The organism is Micromonospora sp. SD19, assembly GCF_054462275.1.
Window position 1 is genome coordinate 21,122 of the sequence record NZ_JBTLMN010000016.1, and the last position, 16,396, is coordinate 37,517.

Here is a 16,396-nt window from a genome sequence, read left to right on the forward strand (position 1 = left end):
ACTACCGCTCAGGCGGTCGACGACGCGCCGAAGAGCAGGTCCAGCTGGGCGTCCAGCGCGCCCAGCGCCTGCTCGGCGGTGTACTGCCCGCCGAGCAGGTAGACACCCAGCCCTTCCATCAGCGCCAGCAGACCGGCCGCGGCGGCGGCGTCGTGCCGCTCGGGCAGGAGACCGGCGATGAACTCGGTGAGCTGCCGGGTGCCCTCCCGCAGGCCGGTCGCGGCGGCCGGACGTACCGCCGTGTAGGCGAGGAACGCCAGCGCCACCCGACCGTCGTCGCGGGTGTGCGCGTCGACCGGCAGCAACGCGGCGAGCAGGGTCCGCAGCAGCAGCCGGGGCGGTGGGTCAGCACCCAGCCGGGCCACCGCCTCGGTGACCCGGATCTGGCTGCGCTCGCGGACCACGCTCAACGCGAACGCCATCATCTCGTCCTTGGTCCGGAAGTAGTGCTGGACCATGCCGGCGGACACGCCGGCCGCGGCGGCCACGTGTCGGAGGCTGACCGCTTCCAGCCCCTGAGTCGCGGCGACCCGCATCAACGCGTCCGCGATGAGGGTGCGTCGCTCCTGGTGGTCGACCTTCTTCGGCATGGCCTCGATCGTTTCACAGTGGTTGGCCCGGGTGCCCCGCCAGCGGCGGTGGTTACCGGCTGACGGTGCCGCCCGTGGGGGTGCCCCGGGCGCTGCGCAGCAGGCCGTCGGGGTCGTCGGCGTACAGTCGCAGCTCGTTCGTCGGCGCGGACCCGCCCCTCGGCAGGTCGAAGGTCAGCGGCCGGCGCAGCAGGACGTCGACGCTCGTCTGGCTGCCGACGGCGATGGACACCACCCGGCGGTCGCCCCCCTGCTCGACCTGGACCGACCTGCTCGACGGCAGCGAACGGTACCGCTTGCGCAGTGCCTCGACGTCGGTCCACGGGATGAAGATGTCGATGCCCGCGTTGAGCCGCACCCGCAGGCCACTGTCACCCACGACGTGGGGGTGGATGGTCATGCCGGCGTACAGCCCGATCATCCAGAGCAGACCCCAGACGCCGAGGCCGAGCACGATCCAGCGGGCGGGCCGCCAGGGCACCACGTGGGTGACGACGACATCGAAGATCGGGATCTCCACGACCGACAGCCCGATGAAGATGCCCAGGATCGGCTTGACCACGCCGAGGTAGCCGAACGGCTCGTCGCCGGGCCGCAGCGGCAGTGCACGCCGCCGCGCCCACACGTAGAGGTTGCGCCACGTCGCGGCTTCGGCCTCGGCCGCGCGACGCAGCAGCGGGCCCACCCGCGCCCTGGTCGTCGCCGTGGTGTCGCTCATCGTCGTCCTTCTCGGTAGGGGGTGGACGGTCAGTGGACCGTGACGGTGCCGGCGCCGCCGTCGACAGTGACGAGTTGCCCCGTGGTGATCGTGCGGGTGGCGTCCGGCACGCAGATGACGGCGGGAATGCCGTACTCGCGGGCCACCGTCGGGCCGTGCGCCATGATCGCGCCGGTCTCGGTGACCAGCGCCGCGGCGGTGAGGAACAGCGGGGTCCACCCGGGGTCCGTGGTCGCGGCCACCAGGACGTCGCCGGGCTCGACGTGGGCGGTGCCCGGGTCGTGGACGACCCGGGCGGGGCCGGTCACCCGACCCGCCGACGCGCCCACGCCGGCGAGCGTCCCGTCGCCGGCCGCCGTCGGGGGCAGGACCGCCTCGACGTCGGTGCCGTCGGAGAGCAGCGCCACCGGCACCGTCGCGCGGCGCAGCTCCCGGCGGTGCACGGCCCGCCGGGAGGTGACTGTCGCTCGCGGGTCGACACCCTGGTGTACGGCGGCGTGCACCTCGTCGAGGGTCAGGAACATGATGTCGTCGGGTTGGTCCAGCAACCCGGTGCCGTGCAGGTCGGCGCCGATGAGCAGCAGTTGCCGGCGGGTCTCGCGCAGTGGGTACAACCCGGCGAACTTGCCGGCCTCGCGCAGACCGGCCAACGACCGCGCCCGGCGCAGCAGGAAACCGGCGATGGTGCCGCGCACCGGCCGCCGACGGCGGGCTCGCCCGATCAGCTCCGCCAGCGCTCGCTCGGCGGCGACGGCGGCCTGTCGGAAACGTTCGTCGGGGCCCTGGCGTGGATCGGTGACCCGCAGGTAGTTGGCGACAGCGGCGAAGACCGGCGCGGGGTCCTCCTCCCAGCGCGGCACGCCGAGGTCGACTTCGGCGACGCCCCGGTGGCCGTAGGTCTCCAGGAAGGCGGCCATGCCGATGTCGGGCAGGGTTCCGCGCAGGTAGCGCGTGGCCAGCTCGGCCGGCGGGGTGTCGAGCAGGAGTCGGCGGTGCTCGCCCGCGCCCTGGGCCAGCCGCCACAGCGCCAGGTCCATCTCGATGGTGACGTTGTGCGGCATGCCGCCCAGCACGGTGTGGATCTCGTCCGGCCCGGTGAGGCCCTTGAGCAGCGCGGCCGGCAGCGCGGCGGCCAGCATTCCCGCGACGATCGGCCACATGATCGCATCGGCGCTGTCGTCGGCCTCCTGCGCCGTCTGCACGAAGCGCAGCCGGTCGGCGGCGGTGCGCAGGTCGGCGGGGGCCGCAGACCGGGTCCTCAGCCGCTCGACGGCCTCGAACATCCGAATCCGTGCGGTGTCGGGACGGGCCAGCGCCCGCAGGATCCCGACCACCGCACGCCGGGCCGTCCGCAGCGAGGCGGCCCCCGGGGCCCGGCCGCGGCGGGGGCCGCCGTTGGTCGGGGCGAAGCGGGGGTCGTCCAGCACGTGCTGCATCACCGCCTGGGCGCGCGGCCCGAAGTCGACAGCCATGAGCTTGACCAGCCGTTTGCGCGACGACCGGTCCCGGGCCAGGTCGGTCAGGTCGCCGTAGAGCCGTCCACCGATGTCCACGATCTCCACCCGCACCCCGAGCGCGGCCAGCATGGCGGTGATCTGCGTCCGCAGTGTGGCCATGCCCATCGGGGTGACCGGTCGCAGCATGCCCTGGACGTGACCGAACTCCAGGTAGACCCGGGGGAGGGGCTTGTCGGTGGCCGGCGGCTGCGGAAACATCGTGGTGATCGGCCGGGCCTGCAGCAGCCACTGGACGTCGTGCGCGTCGATCGCCCACTCGATGTCCTGCGGGCAACCGAAGTGGGCCTGCAACCGTTCGCCGGTGGCGCGCAGATCGGCCAGGTGTGCGGAGGTCAGGCAGCCGGTGTCGGCTCGGCTGACGCCGTTGAGGACGTAGTGGTCCACAGTCGCCGCGCCGTCCACCACGGCCGTGCCGAGACCGGGGGCCGCGTCGACGGTCATCTCGTCGCGCCGCCCGCTCAGCGGGTTCGCGGTGAACAGCACCCCGGCCACCGTGGGCGTGATCATGCGTTGCACCACGACGGCCATCCGCACCTGCCGGTTGTCGATCTGTCGGGCGTCGCGGTAGGCGGTCGCCCGGTCGCTGTGCAGCGAGGCCCAGCACTTCTCGACGGCGGCGATCAGCTCGGCGTCGCCGACGACGTCGAGCACGGTGTCGTGTTGCCCGGCGAAGCTCGCGTCGGGCAGGTCCTCCGCCGTGGCGCTGGAGCGCACCGCGACCCGGCCCGCGCCGAGCCGTTGGTACGCGGCGACAACCTCGGCGGCCGGTACCACGCCGAGTCGGTGTGCCTCGGTGGTGACGCAGAAGCCCTCGGGGACCCGTTCGCCGCGCCGGATCAGCTCGCCCAACCCGGCGGCCTTGCCGCCGACCAGGTCGAGCAGGTCGGTGGTCGCCTCGGACAACGGGATCACGTGCATGGGGTCCCACTCTCTTTGCAATACAACTGCATTGAATGCGACGGTACCTCGTTGACGATGCGACTGCAATGTCACCGCTCGCGGTGCGACAGGGCTTTGAGGCGCTGACCCGGCGCCGTGGCGTTGCCGGGATCTGCCATGCTCGGGCCGGTGACGACCGGCCGCCCCGCCAGAGCCCGTACCCACCGCCGTCCCCGACGCCGTGCCATCCGCGTCCTCCTCGCGCTCGTCGCGGTGGCGGCCGTCCTGGGCATCGCGGTGGTGGCGGTGCCGATGCTGCGACCGGCCGGGCCGCGTCCGCTCTTCCAGATGCCGGTGGCCTGTGGGGAGACGTGGCAGCTCAGCACCTATCCCGGCCACGACGACTACGACGTCGACTTCTTTCCCGTCGAGGGCGAGACGTGGGGGCGGCCGGTGCTCGCGTCCTATGCCGGAACTGTCACCGTGGCGGGCGTCAACGGGTCGCTCGGTGGTCGTACCCCGGAGAACCCGGACGGCCCACGGGGACGCGGCGGCGGCTACTGGGTGAAGATCGATCACGGCGGCAAGTGGGAGACGCAGTACCTGCACCTGCTCGAACCGCCGCTGGTCGAGGTGGGTCAGAAGGTCGCCCAGGGCGAACAGATCGGAAAGCTGGGCAGCACCGGCAACTCCGGCGCGCCGCACCTGCACTACGAGCAGCGTCGCGGCTGGGAGAAGGTCGAGACGCACTTCGACGGCGAGCCGTCGGGCATCACCACCGACGAACGCGAACAGATCCTGCGGCGGGTGAGCAACAACTGCCCGGCCGTCTCCTGAGGACGGCGGTTTGCCCGGTGCTTCTCGGGGCACTGATTCGGGGAACAGTTCGGACCCAGGGAGGAGCCGGCCATGGTCAAGGGTGACGTCGACACGTACCACGAGGACGGTCAGTGGAAGAACAAGCCGGAGGGCAACGAGCGGGCCAGCAGCACGCATGACGTGAAGGCCGACGCGCAGGCCCAGGGCCGCGAGATGGCGGCCGACCGCGGCGTCGAACACGTGGTCAAGAAGCAGGACGGCACCATCGGGGAGAAGAACACCTACCCCCGCAGCCGTGACCCCCGCGACATCGAGGGCTGAGCGCCCTCGTCCCGAATCTCGCACGGACCGACCCCCTCGGCAGGAGTGCCGGCGGGGGTCGGTCCGTTTCCGCTGGCGGTCGTCGGCCTGCCGCGGTTATCCGAGTACCGAAATTATGGGTGTTTTGGGGGGTTATAGTCCGAATCGGTGCTGGAGTGAAAGCTGGGAGTGGGCATGTCGTTGTGGAACCGGCGTGGTCCGTCGAGCGCCGGGGCGCTGATCATCGTCGTGCTCGCCGGGATGCTCGTGGTCGGACCACTCCCGGCGTCGGCGGCCGGCTCCGTCCTGTTCGACCAGCCCTTTCACCAGAACACCGCGAACGGCATCGGCGCGGTGTCGCTGCCAGCAGTGCCCGGCACCGGGACTACCAACGCCGCCTGCCTGAGCGCGGCCGGCAACTCCACCACCGGCCCGCTGCTGAGTTGCACCACAGCCACCGACCCGCAGGGTGCGGGCAAACTGCGCCTCACCCCCGCGACCGTCAACCGGCAGGGCGGGGTGTTCGGCGCGGTGAGCGTCCCCACCTCGCAGGGCCTGCACCTGACCTTCAACACCTACCAGTACGGCGGCGGCAACCCGGGCGCGGACGGCCTCGCCTTCGCGCTGGCCGCCGTCGACCCGGCCAACCCGAGGTCGCCGTCCACCCTCGGCCCGTCGGGCGGCTCGCTGGGCTACTCGGCGGCCTTCAACGGCGTGTCGGCGGGACTCTCCAACGGCTACCTGGGCATCGGCCTGGACGTCTTCGGCAACTTCAGCAACAGCACGTACCAGGGCACCGGCTGTACGAACCCGCCGTACATCTCGACCACCAACGCGCGGGTCCCCGGCCAGGTGGTGGTCCGGGGACCGGGCCGCAACGGGGTCGGCTACTGCGCGCTGAACAGCACCGCCGCAAGCACCTCGGCTCCTGCGCTGCCGCTGCGGGCCAGCACCCGAGCGGCGTCGGTGGTGCCGGTCGAGGTCGTCGTCAACACCACCTCGTCGTCGTACACCACCGACACCGGCATCACCGCTCCCGCCGGCCAGTACCGGGTCAGATTCACCCCGGTCGGCGGGCAGGCCCGAACCCTGGAAGGCGCGCTCCCGGTGGTGTCGCCCAGCCTGTACCCGTCGCCGACCTGGCTCAACGCCAACGGCTACCCTCGGCAACTCGCCTTCGGCTGGGTGGGCTCGACCGGCTCGGTCACCGACTTCCACGAGGTCGACGACGCCCGGGCGGTCAGCTTCAACCCGGTACCCGACCTGAACGTGGCGCAGACCAGCGCGGTCGGTGCCACCCCACAGCCCGGTGACCCGGTGACCTACTCGATCACCGCGGGAGTCGACGCCGGCACCGCCGAGACGGCACCGATCTCGGTCGCCCAGACCCTCCCCGCCGGTGTCGTCCCGCGCGGCGCGTTCGGCTCCGGTTGGGTCTGCGGCGCACCCTCCGGTCAGAGCGTCACCTGCACCAACAGCAACGGCCCGTTCGCCGGCGGAACCTTCCTGCCGCCCATCACGGTCACCGCGACCGTCACCGGCACCGGCGTGACGCCGGCACAGATCCAGACCGCGACGGTGGCGACCTCGTCGTCGATCGACGCGAACCCGGGTCTCGCCACCGGCACCACCCCGGTCGCGCCGGCCACCGCACCGAGCGGCGTCACCGTCACCCCGGCGCAGAGCACGGTCTCCGGAGGCATCCCGGTCACCGTCGGCGGCAGCAACCTCACCGCAGCGACAGCGATCACCATCGGTACGGCCGCCGAGCAGCAGGCCGGCACGTCGGTGCTGCTGGTGCCGTGCACCTCCGGCCCGGCCGCCGGCTGCTTCACCGTGAACCCCGACGGCACCCTCGGCATCTCCGCCATGCCCGCCCGGTCCAGCCCGGCGACAGTCACGGTCAGCGTCGTCACCCGAGGCTCCGCCGGATCGGCGAGCTACGTCTACGCGTCCGCCCCCGGCACGCCGAGCACGCCCACCGCTGTCGCTGGTGGCGCCAGCGCCACCGTGAGCTGGACCGCGCCGGCGAACAACGGCAGCCCGATCACCAGTTACCTGATCACCCCGATCCGGGACGGCGTCACCCAACCGACAGTCACCTTCGACGCCTCCACCACCAGTCGCACCCTGACCGGGCTGACCGTCGGCGCGTCGTACACCTTCCGGGTGGCAGCGGTGAACGCCTACGGCACCGGTGCGGCCAGCCCACCCTCGGCGGCGGTGGTCCCGTACACGGTGCCCGCGGCCCCGACGAACACCTCGGCCACCGCGGGCACCAACGCCGCCACGGTGAGCTGGACGGCCCCGGCCAACGGGGGGTCGCCGATCACCGGTTACACGGTGACGCCCTACCTCGGTGCCGTGGCGCAGACCCCCCGGGTCTTCACCGGCACCGCCACGACCCAGATCGTCACCGGGCTGACCGCCGGTGCCTCGTACACCTTCCAGGTGGCCGCGACGAATGCCGCCGGGACCGGTCCACAGTCGCCCGCCTCCGCGTCGGTGACCGTCAACGCGCCACCGACGCTGACCTTCCCACCGCCCCCACCCGGCAAGGCGTACGACCCGTACCAGTACCAGCTGACTGTCACCGGCGGCACGGGCCCGTTCACCTGGGCGGTCAGCGCGGGGAGCCTGCCGGCCGGGCTGACCCTCGACCCGCTCACCGGGCTGCTCTCCGGCACGCCCACCGAGGCCGGGACGTTCCCGTTCACCGTCCGGGTGACCGACTCGTTCGACCAGTCCGCGACCCGACCGGTCGACCTGGTCATCACCCCGCTCGGCGGGCTCTCCATCAGCGTCCCGGCGGTCTCCGCACTCGGCACCGTCACCTCGGGCACGACCGGCGTCTCAGGCCAACTCGGTCCGGTGACCGTCACCGACGACCGGGGGCCGTTCTCCGGAAACTGGGTCAGCGTCGTCTCCAGCACGAGCTTCACCACGGGTTCCGGCTCGGGCGGCGAGACCATCCCCACCAGCAACATCACGTACGCCTCCGGGCCCGCCCTGGCCAGCACCGGGATCGGCACCTTCGTGCCGCAGCCCGGGGCGTCGCTGTCCACCCCGCGTACCGCCGCCGGGTGGTCCGGCCAGGCGGGGGGCCCGAACGCCGCGACATGGAACCCCACCCTGTGGGTGGCCATCCCGTCCGGAGTGGTGGTCGGCGACTACGTGGCGGTCGTGACCCACTCCGTCATCTAGGGTCGCTTCGCTGGCGGGACGCCGCTGCCCGGCCGTTGGAAGGCAACGGCCGGGCAGTCTCTGCGGTGGTGCGGGCGTCAGGCCAACCGGGTCCGGTGCCTGCGGACGAGATGCCAGCCACCAAGGGTGCCCAGCACCAGCAGGGCGATCCCGCCGACCAGGTAGACCAGCCAACTCGGCCCGCTGGAGGCCGAGACCGTCATCGGCGCCGCGACGGGAAGGACGATCTTCCCGGTCGCGGTGCGCTGCACAGTGCCGCTGGCGAGCGTCGCGTGCACGTCCCAGGTCCCCGCGGGCAGCGTCTGGTTGACCTCGATCCGAACCTGACCGCTCTGGCCGGGCAGGATCGTCACCCCGTTGGTCACCTTGAACGGTCCGGCCTGGACCGCGGTCTTGGTCAGCGACAGGGTGCCGGTCATGTCCAGCGCGCGTTCACCGGTGTTGGTGACCTTCGCGGTGACGACGGGGAACTCGCCGGTGCCGGGCTCCGCGGCCAACCCCTCGATCCGGAAGTCCGTTGGCGGCTCACCACCCGGACCGACGTCGAGGTAGACCCGGATGCCCACCCGGTGGATCTGGGTGACGTTGCCGGCGCCTTCCGTCGCGCTGGTGACCTGTGCCCAGATCGCGGCGTACCGCTCGCCCTTCGAGGCCTTCTCCGGCACGGCGACCTCGACCTCGACCGGTCGTCGCTCGCCCGGGTCCAGCCGCATCGCGGCGGTCCTCAGCCGGATCCACCCGCTGAGTTCGTTGCCGGTGCGCCCCTCGGGCACGGTGAAGGCGTTGTTCTCGACCGACGCGGCGCCGGCATAGAACTCGATCTTCTGCGTCTCGGCGGAGGTGTTCTGCACCTCGACCCGGCGGTTGATCGTCGCCCCGGGCTTCAGGTGGTCCACGATGTAGACCCGGGCGCGGGGATCCTGCACCCGACTCGCCGGGATGTCCAGCATCCGGATGCTGATCGCGGCCTCCTCGGCCGGATCGTGTCGCTGCTCCCGCACGGCAACGGCTGGTGCCGCCGAAACCCCGAGCGCCACGAGGGCGACCGAGGTCAGCAGCACCAGCCGGCCGAGCGGCTCAGAACACCGAATGTGTCACCGTCCCGGTGTAGACACCCTGGACGGTGCCGACGGGCACGTTCACCACCAGGGTGGGGTTCCAGGTGGCGAAGTTGTTGCCGGTGCCGCCGGTGTGGGTCATCGCCGTCCGGGGCACGTTGATGACCACCGCGTCGGCGGAGGTCGGCTGGCCCGGTGTGAAGGTGCCGCCGCCGGCGGTCGCCGTCGCGGGGCCGGACCAGTACAGGACGTTGATGTTCGGGATCGTCTCGCCGGAGCTGCCGCCGCCGGTGGTGAAGTCGGTGGAGATGACGTTGGCGGTCCAGTTGGGGGTGAGCGACCCGCGTTGGTCCAGCACGGTGACCGGGCCGAGTTGACCGGAGACGGTCGTGCCCTCCACGCCGTTGCCGATGTTCGCCGTCGACGGCACAGTGATCGACAGACCACCGGCGGCGTCGACGGTGAGGGTGACGACAGTGTTGCCCGTGGTGTCCGCGGCGGCGGGTCCGGCGAGCGCGGCGACGGCGGCAACGCCGGCCAGGCCCGCGAGAATCTTTCTGCGCATCGAGTCTCCTTCGTCCTAGAAAACCTGGGAAGCGCTTCCGAGACTAACTACGCAAAACGCCCATAACGGGCTGAACGACGCGAACGTCACCCGGTCGTCGGCCGGTGGTCGTGTTCGGTCTCGGCGAGGGGCCGGCGCCCTGCTGGCCGCCGAGCCCCGCGAGCAGCCTCAGGCCGGAACCACGTACGGGAACGTGGCGGAACGGGCCGCCTTGGTGACCTCCGAGGTGAGGCCGGAGGTGGTCGCGGTGTTGAGAACCAGGGAGAACATCACCTCGGGCGCGTTGTCGGCCAGGCCCCGTCCGTTGCGGCCCGCGAAGCCGAAGTTCGCTGCCGTGCCGACCGTGTACGACAGCAGGTCGGGGTAGAGCTGCCGGGCGACGCTCCAGCCGTACGCCTGTGGATCCGGCGCGGTGCCGTTCGCCTTGACGACCCCGGCGACCGCGTTCGCGATCTCCTCGCCGCCTTCGGCGAGGTCGCTGCCGGGGTGCCGGAAGTTGGCGGGGTCGGAGAAGTCGGTGTCGTGGGGCCAGAAGATCGGCCACATCATGGGGTGGCCGGCGCGGTTGATCTGGCGCCAGCCGCCGGCGTCGGTGGCCAGCAGGGTGCGACACCACACGCCGATCTCGGTGCCCTCGCGCAGCAGTGGCTCGTCATGGGAGACCTCGAGAACGATCGACTCGACGGTGGTGCCGGCGAAGCTGTTCCTGGCCTGGTCGGCCCGCCACGCGGAACGGTCCACCACTGAGCCGTTCTTGACCGCGCCGTTGATGGTGGCGAGTTCGTCGAGGTCGATGAAGAAGGGGTCGGTGATCCGGCCGGCCCAGACCCGCACGTTGCCGCCGGCCGTGACCTCGCCGGTCCGCCCCTCGACGATGGGGGTGCCCATCGCGGCGTCGTCGCGGGCGTCGGCCCCGGTGAGCTCGTACAACTGGAGGGCCTGCCGGGCGTCGCCGTCCGGTTCGCCGAAGGCGAACCGGTAGGTCAGGTCCTCCGCCTCGGCGCCATTGATGTGAATCTTGATCTCGTAGCGCGCCTCGGCGTGGAAGCCGCGCTTGATGTCCGCCTTGGTCACCGAACTGTTCACGTCCATCACGAAGACAGTGGCGCGGTCGCCGTTGAAGACGAAGAGGTCGTCGATGTACAGCTGGCCGCCCTGGGCGGCGAGGGGCGTATCGAGGTGGTGCGACATGAGCTCACTCCCGGAACTGCCAGATTGTGGATTAATCCGAACATAGAGGGCGCAAGCCTGGCCGCTGCCTTCATCGAGCCAATCGGTCTGCCGGGAACGCGGACACACACCGGTGGGCCGCCCGAGCTGCGCTCGGACGGCCCACCGGTGAGCGGGTGGTCAGATGCGAGACCACTTCTGGTTGGCCGCGCCGAGGCAGTCCCAGAGGTGCAGCTTGCCGCCGTTGTTGGGGTTGGCCTCCCGTACGTCCACGCACTTGTTGGCGTTCAGGTTGACCAGGTCGCCGGCGGCGTTGAGGGTGAAGCGCTGGGCGCTGTTGCCGTTGCAGCTGACCAGGTTGACCTCGGTGCCGTTGGCGGTGCCGGCCCAGGCCGGGTCCATGCACTTGCCCATCGCGCGGAGGGTCCCGTCGGAGGCGAAGGTCCAGCTCTGGGCCGCCGTGGTGTTGCAGTCCCAGATCTGGAGTTTGGCGCCCTCCACCGGGTTGGCGCCGGGGATGTCGATGCAACGACCGCTCTGCGCACCCCGGATCCGGCTGGTGCCGGCCCCCGGGTCGCCCCCGCCCGAGGTGTAGCTGGACACCCGGACGTAGTCGACGAGCATCTGCTGCGGGAACTGGGTCGAGCCGTCCGGGTAGCCGGGCCAGTTACCGCCGACCGCCACGTTGAGGATCATGAAGAAGGGGTGGTCGAACACCCAGCGGTTGCCGCCGAGCCGAGCGGGATCGACCCGGTGGTACTGCACGCCGTCGACGTACCACGTGATCACGTTCGGTTCCCAGTCCACCCGGTAGGTGTGGAAGGTGTCGGCGAGCGGCGCGCCGAGGGTGCGGCTGCCCGTGATGCCGCCGCCGCCGGAGTAGCCGGGCCCGTGCACGGTGCCGTAGACGGTGTTCGGCTCCCGGCCGATGTTCTCCATGACGTCGATCTCGCCAGCGTCGGGCCACCCGCCGCCGGTGCCGAGCATCCAGAAGGCCGGCCAGATGCCCTGGCCGCGCGGGATCTTGATCCGGGCCTCGAAGCGCCCGTACGTCTGGGTGAAGGTGGCCGCCGTCAGCAACCGCGCGGAGGTGTACTCGCAGCGCCCGTAGTGGCACTGGTAGTTGGCGGGGTTGTCCCGACGGGCGGTGATGACCAGGTTGCCCTGGCCGTCGTGGACGGCGTTGCTGGTGCTGTTCGTGTAGTACTGCCGCTCGTTGTTGCCCCAGCCGCCGCCGCCGATGTCGAACCGCCACTTGTTCTGGTCGACGGGGGTGCCGGCGGGGGAGTTGAACTCGTCCTGCCAGGTGATGGGGCCGATGGCGGCCTCGGCCCGGTCGGGGTGCGCCGGGAGGACGAGCGCCGTCGTGGTCGCGACGAGGGCGACCGCCAGGAGTACGAGAGGGCGGAAGCGGAGGCTGGGCCGGGCTGTGAACACGGGAGGCTCCTCAGCATGGGGGTGGTGGAGGCGCTTGACCAGGATAGAGAGCGCTCTCTGGAGCGAAGTATGTCGATATCGTGGCTTTCTGTCAAGAGTGTTTCCAATACCACGACCGTCCGTTACCGCCCGATGCTGACCAGTGAGCGGCAAGCGCCGGACCGCTGTCGTTGACCTGCTGTCGATCGATGCCTCCGAGATGGACGGCGCTGACCCGTCGACGGAGTTCGGCGGCGGCACGACTGTTACTCGATAGCGGTCGAATCGACCCTTCCTATTGCCGTGGGGCGTCCACCCGCGACAGGATGGCGAGGCGTGCCGGAAACGTTTCCGTAACCTGCGCGCTGCTGGTCTCTGTCACAAGGAAGTGGGAGTCAGTCATGAGCGAGGCGTCGACGGCGCTGGGTGTGCGCCTTTACCCGGACCTGGTCGAGCGGGGTGGCCTGGCCCCCGCGCTCATCGACACCGCTGCCCGGCACGGGCTCGATGTCGGCCGGGTGACCGCGCCGGAGCAGGGGCGGGCCCGGTTCACCTGCGCCGAGCTGCACTCCGACGAGGGCGTGGTCTGCGTGGGACTGGGATCGCAGGCTCGATACTTCATGATCGACCTTCGGGTCTCGGGCGAGGTTCTCGCGCGCGGTGACGTCATGGACCTCACGCAGGTCGCCCACGTGGCCGCGGCCTGGCGGGCCGGCCTGACGATCGCCGAGCTGACCGCCCGGTTCCCGTTCATGGAGGAGATCAAGCACCGCCCGGCACCGGTGGCCCAGGTCGGCTGACCGGCCGGCCCGGTCAACAGCGCAGCCGAGGTGGCAGTGGTGACTCCGCGCCGGCCTCACGGTTGAGGTAGGTCGACTGGACGAAGGCGACGAAGCGTTCCGCGTCGGTCGCCGTGGACGCCAGTCCGAACGAGACGCGGACCGCGCCGCCCGTCGGCAGCCGCAGCGCCGCGAGGTACTGGTCGATCGTGTCGACCCCCGCCAACAGCCGCTGCCGCGTCGCGGCCCGGCTGATCCCGAACGCGCCCTCGCCCGCGCCGGGATTGCAGAAACAACCGGTACGCAGGGAGATGCCGGCAGCTGCCGCCTCCCGCGCCACGAGCCGTTCGTCGACCACCGTGCCGTCCGGGTGGCGGAGGTTGAACGTCACAGTGCCGCCGCGCCCCGCACCCGTCGTCGGCCCGTACACCTCGACCAGCGGCCCGCCGGTGTCGTGCCGCAGGGTGGCCAGCCGCTCCAGCAGCCAGGCGGTGAGCAGGCCGACCCGGGAGTGGACGAGGTCCACGCCGATCGAGTCGAGCCAACGCAGGCCGAACTCCACGTCCGGGATGCTCAGGAAGTTGAGCGTGCCGTCCTCGAACGCCGACTCGTCGTCCATCGGCCGGTGCCAGTCACCCTGCACACTCACCGCCCGGATCGTGCCGCCGGCGAACCACGGCCGGCGCAACCGGGCCAGCGCCGAACGGCGAGCCAGCAACGCGCCGACGCCGGTCGGGTAGCCGAAGAGCTTGTACCAGCTCAGGCACACGAAGTCCGGCCGTACGACGCTGAGGTCCAGCCGGTTCGTCGGCGCGAAGGCGGCAGCGTCGAGCAGCACGTCGTAGCCCCGCTGGTGGGCCAGCTCCACCCAGCCCAGCGGGTGCTGCACGCCGGAGAAGTTGCTCTGTGCCGGATAGGCGAACAGCCCGCGCCGACGCGACCGACGGGCCAGGCGGCCCCGGCCGGCGTCGAGCGCCGCGACCAGGTCCGACTCGGCGACCCGCAGCTCCGGCCCGTCCAGCGGCACATAGCGCACGGACCCGCGGGCCGAGCGGGCGTACTCGCGGATGCCGTTGACCGAGTTGTGGTTGTCCCAGGTCAGCACCAGTGGCGCGGTCCTGCCGAAGTCGTACGCCTCGCCGACCAGCCGGCAGGCGCCGCTGGCGTTCGGGGTGAAGACGACCGCGTACTCGGCCGGGTCGGCGCGGAAGAAGTCGAGCACCGCGCGTCGCGCCGACTCCACCAGCGAACCGGCCGCCGCGCTGGTCGGGTTCTCCGAGTGCGGGTTGCTGTACAGGCCGGCGAGCAGCCGATCGTGGTGGGCGCGCACCTGGGCCTGGGCCGTCACCCCGGCCCCGGCGTAGTCGAGGTACACCCGCCCGTCGGCGTCCAGGTGTCGGTACTCGGTGGCGCGCAGCTCGTCGATCCGGCCGGTGGCGGCGTATCCCGGCAGCGCGGTGGGGGAGGTGTGCGGGGCCGGCTCACTACGCACGACGGAAGTCCCTCCGGACCAGCACCGCCCAGGCCGCGCCCAGGAAGAGCAGCACGAAGCCGCCGAGCACCAGCCAGTCGACCCACACCGGTCGGGAGAAGCTGTCGCCGTACGTGGCCAGTAGCGGCGGGCCGAGCGGGGAGCCGCCGTCGCGCCAGAGCCGCTCCACCCCGGCGGTGTGCCCCAGGCCCTCGAACGCCCACCGGTTCGACATCGCGTGACTGAGCCACTGACCGCCGACAGCCATGGCCGGCACCGGCAGGATCGCGCCGACGAACAGCACCTGCGGGAAGCAGAGCATCGGCAGCATGAGCGTCGCCTGCGCCGCGTCGGACACGGCCGCCGAGCAGAGCAGGCCGAGGGCGAGCGCCGCCGCCGAGGAGAGCAGCAGGGTCGCGTACAGGGCGGCGAAGTCGGCGCCGCCGACCGGCGGGAGCCGGTCCATGCCGCGCAGCACCCCGAGCAGCGCCAGGTCCACCAGGGCGAGCAGTGGCAGCAGCACCGCGACCTTCGCCAACAGGTACGGGGCCAGCCGGACACCGGCCAGCCGCTCCCGGCGCAGGATCGGCAGCTCGGTGCAGATCTGGAGGAGCCCGTAGGTCAGCCCGAAGAAGAAGCCGCCGAACGCGATCCAGAAGAGGATCATCACGGTCACCGTCGGGCTTGGTCGGCTCGGCTCGAACGCCCCCGGCCGGAACAGCAGCGCGAACATGCCGAGCACCATCAGCGGGGAGCCGAGCAGGATCGCCAGCGTCAGCCGGTTGCGGGCGACGATCTCCGCGTTGCGCGCGGTGAGGACCGCCCACTGGCGCAGCCGGCCGGCGCGCCGGGGTGGCGGCACGGCGCCGCCGTCATCGTCGGTGCTCCGGGCCGGCTGCTCGGCGGTGCTCCGGGCCGGCTGCACGGCGGTGCTTCCGGCCGGCTGGTCGGTGGTGCTTCCGGCCGGCTGGTCGGCGTCGCGCTGTTCGGCGAAGCGGTCGGGCCACTCGGCGGGCCGGGTGGTGTCGTCGAGTCGGAGGTGCAGCTCGACGAGGGACCGCAGGCCGAAGAACTCCCGGGCGGCGGCCGGGGTGCCGCTGAAGGCCAGCCGGCCCTGACGGGTCAGCACGACGACCCGGTCGCAGTGGTCCACGTCGGTGACCTGGTGAGTGGTCAGCACGACAGTGGCTCCCGTGTCGGCGAGCGCGCGGAGCACCCGGAGCAGCTCCACGGCGATCGCCGGGTCGAGTCCGGAGGTGGGTTCGTCCAGGAAGAACACGCCGGGTCGGGTGAGCAACTCGACGGCGATGCTGGCGCGCTTGCGTTCACCGCCGCTGAGCAGGCCGACCGGCGTGCCGGCCCGGTCGGTGAGTCGCAGCTCGGCGAGCACCTGTGCGACCCGGTCACTGATCTCCTCCGGCTCGGTGGCGGAGGGGAGGCGTAGTCGAGCGGCGTACCGCAGGGTGCGGGCCACTGGCAGCTCCCGGTGGATGATGTCGTCCTGCGGCACCACCCCGATGGCGCCGGTAGCGGCGGTGCCGTCGTACGTCACGGTGCCCGCTGTCGGGTGCTGCACCCCGGCGAGAATCTCCAGCAGGGTGGTCTTACCGGCGCCACTGGCGCCGACGATCGCGACCAGCTCGCCCGGCGCGATGCTCAGGGAGATGTCGGCCAGGATCTGGCGGCCGCCTCGCACGCTCTGGCCCAGCCCCTGAGCGGCGATGCCGACACCGGCTCGCGGGGGAGACGTGGTCTGCTCGGTGGTCATGGCGAGTGCTCGATCCGGTCGGGGAATGGTCCGCCTGAAAATCGTGACTCGTCGATGCTACTGAGTGACCGCGCAGTGTTGCCCGGAGTGGACGGTCAGTGACCGTTGTCCGGTCAGCCGATGGTGGTCCGTGGCGGCGGCC

The 16,396-nt window shown here is 71.6% G+C and carries 13 protein-coding genes; 4 read left to right on the forward strand and 9 right to left on the reverse strand.

Translation table 11 applies throughout. The annotated features are described in order from the left end of the window. Positions 1 to 8: 8 nt before the first annotated feature. The 3 genes from ACX27O_RS31955 to ACX27O_RS31965 are packed head-to-tail and all read right to left on the reverse strand — an operon-like array spanning position 9 to position 3,743. Positions 9 to 590 (reverse strand): TetR/AcrR family transcriptional regulator, encoded by a 582-nt coding sequence (locus ACX27O_RS31955; RefSeq protein ID WP_400447560.1) that lies wholly within the window; start codon positions 588 to 590, stop codon positions 9 to 11. A 52-nt stretch (positions 591 to 642) separates the two neighbouring features. Then, positions 643 to 1,308, reverse strand: coding sequence for a PH domain-containing protein (locus tag ACX27O_RS31960; RefSeq protein ID WP_458940550.1), 666 nt, complete (start codon positions 1,306 to 1,308; stop codon positions 643 to 645). Between the two features lie 29 nt (positions 1,309 to 1,337). Then, positions 1,338 to 3,743, reverse strand: coding sequence for a PEP/pyruvate-binding domain-containing protein (locus tag ACX27O_RS31965; RefSeq protein ID WP_458940551.1), 2,406 nt, complete (start codon positions 3,741 to 3,743; stop codon positions 1,338 to 1,340). 150 nt (positions 3,744 to 3,893) lie between these two features. Here ACX27O_RS31965 and ACX27O_RS31970 point away from each other — a divergent pair, with 150 nt between their 5' ends. From ACX27O_RS31970 to ACX27O_RS31980, 3 genes are all read left to right on the forward strand, one after another. Beyond that, on the forward strand, positions 3,894 to 4,541 hold the full coding sequence (locus ACX27O_RS31970; RefSeq protein ID WP_374224334.1) for a M23 family metallopeptidase: 648 nt from the start codon (positions 3,894 to 3,896) through the stop codon (positions 4,539 to 4,541). Positions 4,542 to 4,613: 72 nt separating this feature from the next. After that, on the forward strand, positions 4,614 to 4,844 hold the full coding sequence (locus ACX27O_RS31975; RefSeq protein ID WP_030335996.1) for a DUF2188 domain-containing protein: 231 nt from the start codon (positions 4,614 to 4,616) through the stop codon (positions 4,842 to 4,844). A gap of 174 nt (positions 4,845 to 5,018) precedes the next feature. After that, positions 5,019 to 8,027, forward strand: a complete 3,009-nt coding sequence (locus ACX27O_RS31980; protein WP_210866694.1) for a fibronectin type III domain-containing protein — start codon at positions 5,019 to 5,021, stop codon at positions 8,025 to 8,027. A gap of 77 nt (positions 8,028 to 8,104) precedes the next feature. Here the strand turns inward: ACX27O_RS31980 and ACX27O_RS31985 are convergent, their stop codons facing one another. The 4 genes from ACX27O_RS31985 to ACX27O_RS32000 all read right to left on the reverse strand — a co-directional run bounded on the left by ACX27O_RS31985 (position 8,105) and on the right by ACX27O_RS32000 (position 12,257). Continuing rightward, positions 8,105 to 9,088, reverse strand: a complete 984-nt coding sequence (locus tag ACX27O_RS31985) for a COG1361 family protein (RefSeq protein WP_210859045.1) — start codon at positions 9,086 to 9,088, stop codon at positions 8,105 to 8,107. A gap of 16 nt (positions 9,089 to 9,104) precedes the next feature. Then, entirely contained in the window at positions 9,105 to 9,650 is a 546-nt protein-coding gene (locus ACX27O_RS31990) for a hypothetical protein (protein ID WP_210859043.1), read from the reverse strand. A 168-nt stretch (positions 9,651 to 9,818) separates the two neighbouring features. Further along, entirely contained in the window at positions 9,819 to 10,841 is a 1,023-nt protein-coding gene (locus ACX27O_RS31995) for a DUF4331 family protein (RefSeq protein WP_030335988.1), read from the reverse strand. 159 nt (positions 10,842 to 11,000) lie between these two features. After that, the gene (locus ACX27O_RS32000) at positions 11,001 to 12,257 is read right to left on the reverse strand and encodes a glycoside hydrolase family 16 protein (RefSeq protein WP_210859041.1); all 1,257 of its coding nucleotides are present in this window, start codon (positions 12,255 to 12,257) and stop codon (positions 11,001 to 11,003) included. A gap of 380 nt (positions 12,258 to 12,637) precedes the next feature. Between ACX27O_RS32000 and ACX27O_RS32005 the strand changes: the two genes are divergently transcribed. After that, on the forward strand, positions 12,638 to 13,036 hold the full coding sequence (locus ACX27O_RS32005; protein ID WP_030335983.1) for a hypothetical protein: 399 nt from the start codon (positions 12,638 to 12,640) through the stop codon (positions 13,034 to 13,036). 13 nt (positions 13,037 to 13,049) lie between these two features. On the opposite strand, the gene ACX27O_RS32010 is transcribed toward ACX27O_RS32005, so the two are convergent. Both ACX27O_RS32010 and ACX27O_RS32015 read right to left on the reverse strand, forming a co-directional pair. Further along, complete coding sequence (locus ACX27O_RS32010) at positions 13,050 to 14,507, reverse strand: aminotransferase class V-fold PLP-dependent enzyme (protein WP_458940552.1); 1,458 nt, start codon at positions 14,505 to 14,507, stop codon at positions 13,050 to 13,052. Further along, positions 14,500 to 16,254, reverse strand: coding sequence for an ATP-binding cassette domain-containing protein (locus tag ACX27O_RS32015; RefSeq protein WP_458940553.1), 1,755 nt, complete (start codon positions 16,252 to 16,254; stop codon positions 14,500 to 14,502). The genes ACX27O_RS32010 and ACX27O_RS32015 overlap by 8 nt, the downstream gene beginning before the upstream one ends. Positions 16,255 to 16,396 lie beyond the last annotated feature (142 nt).

Excerpts from the sequence above, each read along its gene's own strand:
- ACX27O_RS31995 (WP_030335988.1), bottom strand. The coding sequence starts at position 10,841 with ATGTCGCACCACCTCGATACGCCCCTCGCCGCCCAGGGCGGCCAGCTG.
- ACX27O_RS31960 (WP_458940550.1), bottom strand. The coding sequence starts at position 1,308 with ATGAGCGACACCACGGCGACGACCAGGGCGCGGGTGGGCCCGCTGCTG.
- ACX27O_RS31990 (WP_210859043.1), bottom strand. The coding sequence starts at position 9,650 with ATGCGCAGAAAGATTCTCGCGGGCCTGGCCGGCGTTGCCGCCGTCGCC.
- ACX27O_RS31965 (WP_458940551.1), bottom strand. The coding sequence starts at position 3,743 with ATGCACGTGATCCCGTTGTCCGAGGCGACCACCGACCTGCTCGACCTG.
- ACX27O_RS31955 (WP_400447560.1), bottom strand. The coding sequence starts at position 590 with ATGCCGAAGAAGGTCGACCACCAGGAGCGACGCACCCTCATCGCGGAC.
- ACX27O_RS32005 (WP_030335983.1), top strand. The coding sequence starts at position 12,638 with ATGAGCGAGGCGTCGACGGCGCTGGGTGTGCGCCTTTACCCGGACCTG.
- ACX27O_RS31975 (WP_030335996.1), top strand. The coding sequence starts at position 4,614 with ATGGTCAAGGGTGACGTCGACACGTACCACGAGGACGGTCAGTGGAAG.
- ACX27O_RS31980 (WP_210866694.1), top strand. The coding sequence starts at position 5,019 with ATGTCGTTGTGGAACCGGCGTGGTCCGTCGAGCGCCGGGGCGCTGATC.
- ACX27O_RS32015 (WP_458940553.1), bottom strand. The coding sequence starts at position 16,254 with ATGACCACCGAGCAGACCACGTCTCCCCCGCGAGCCGGTGTCGGCATC.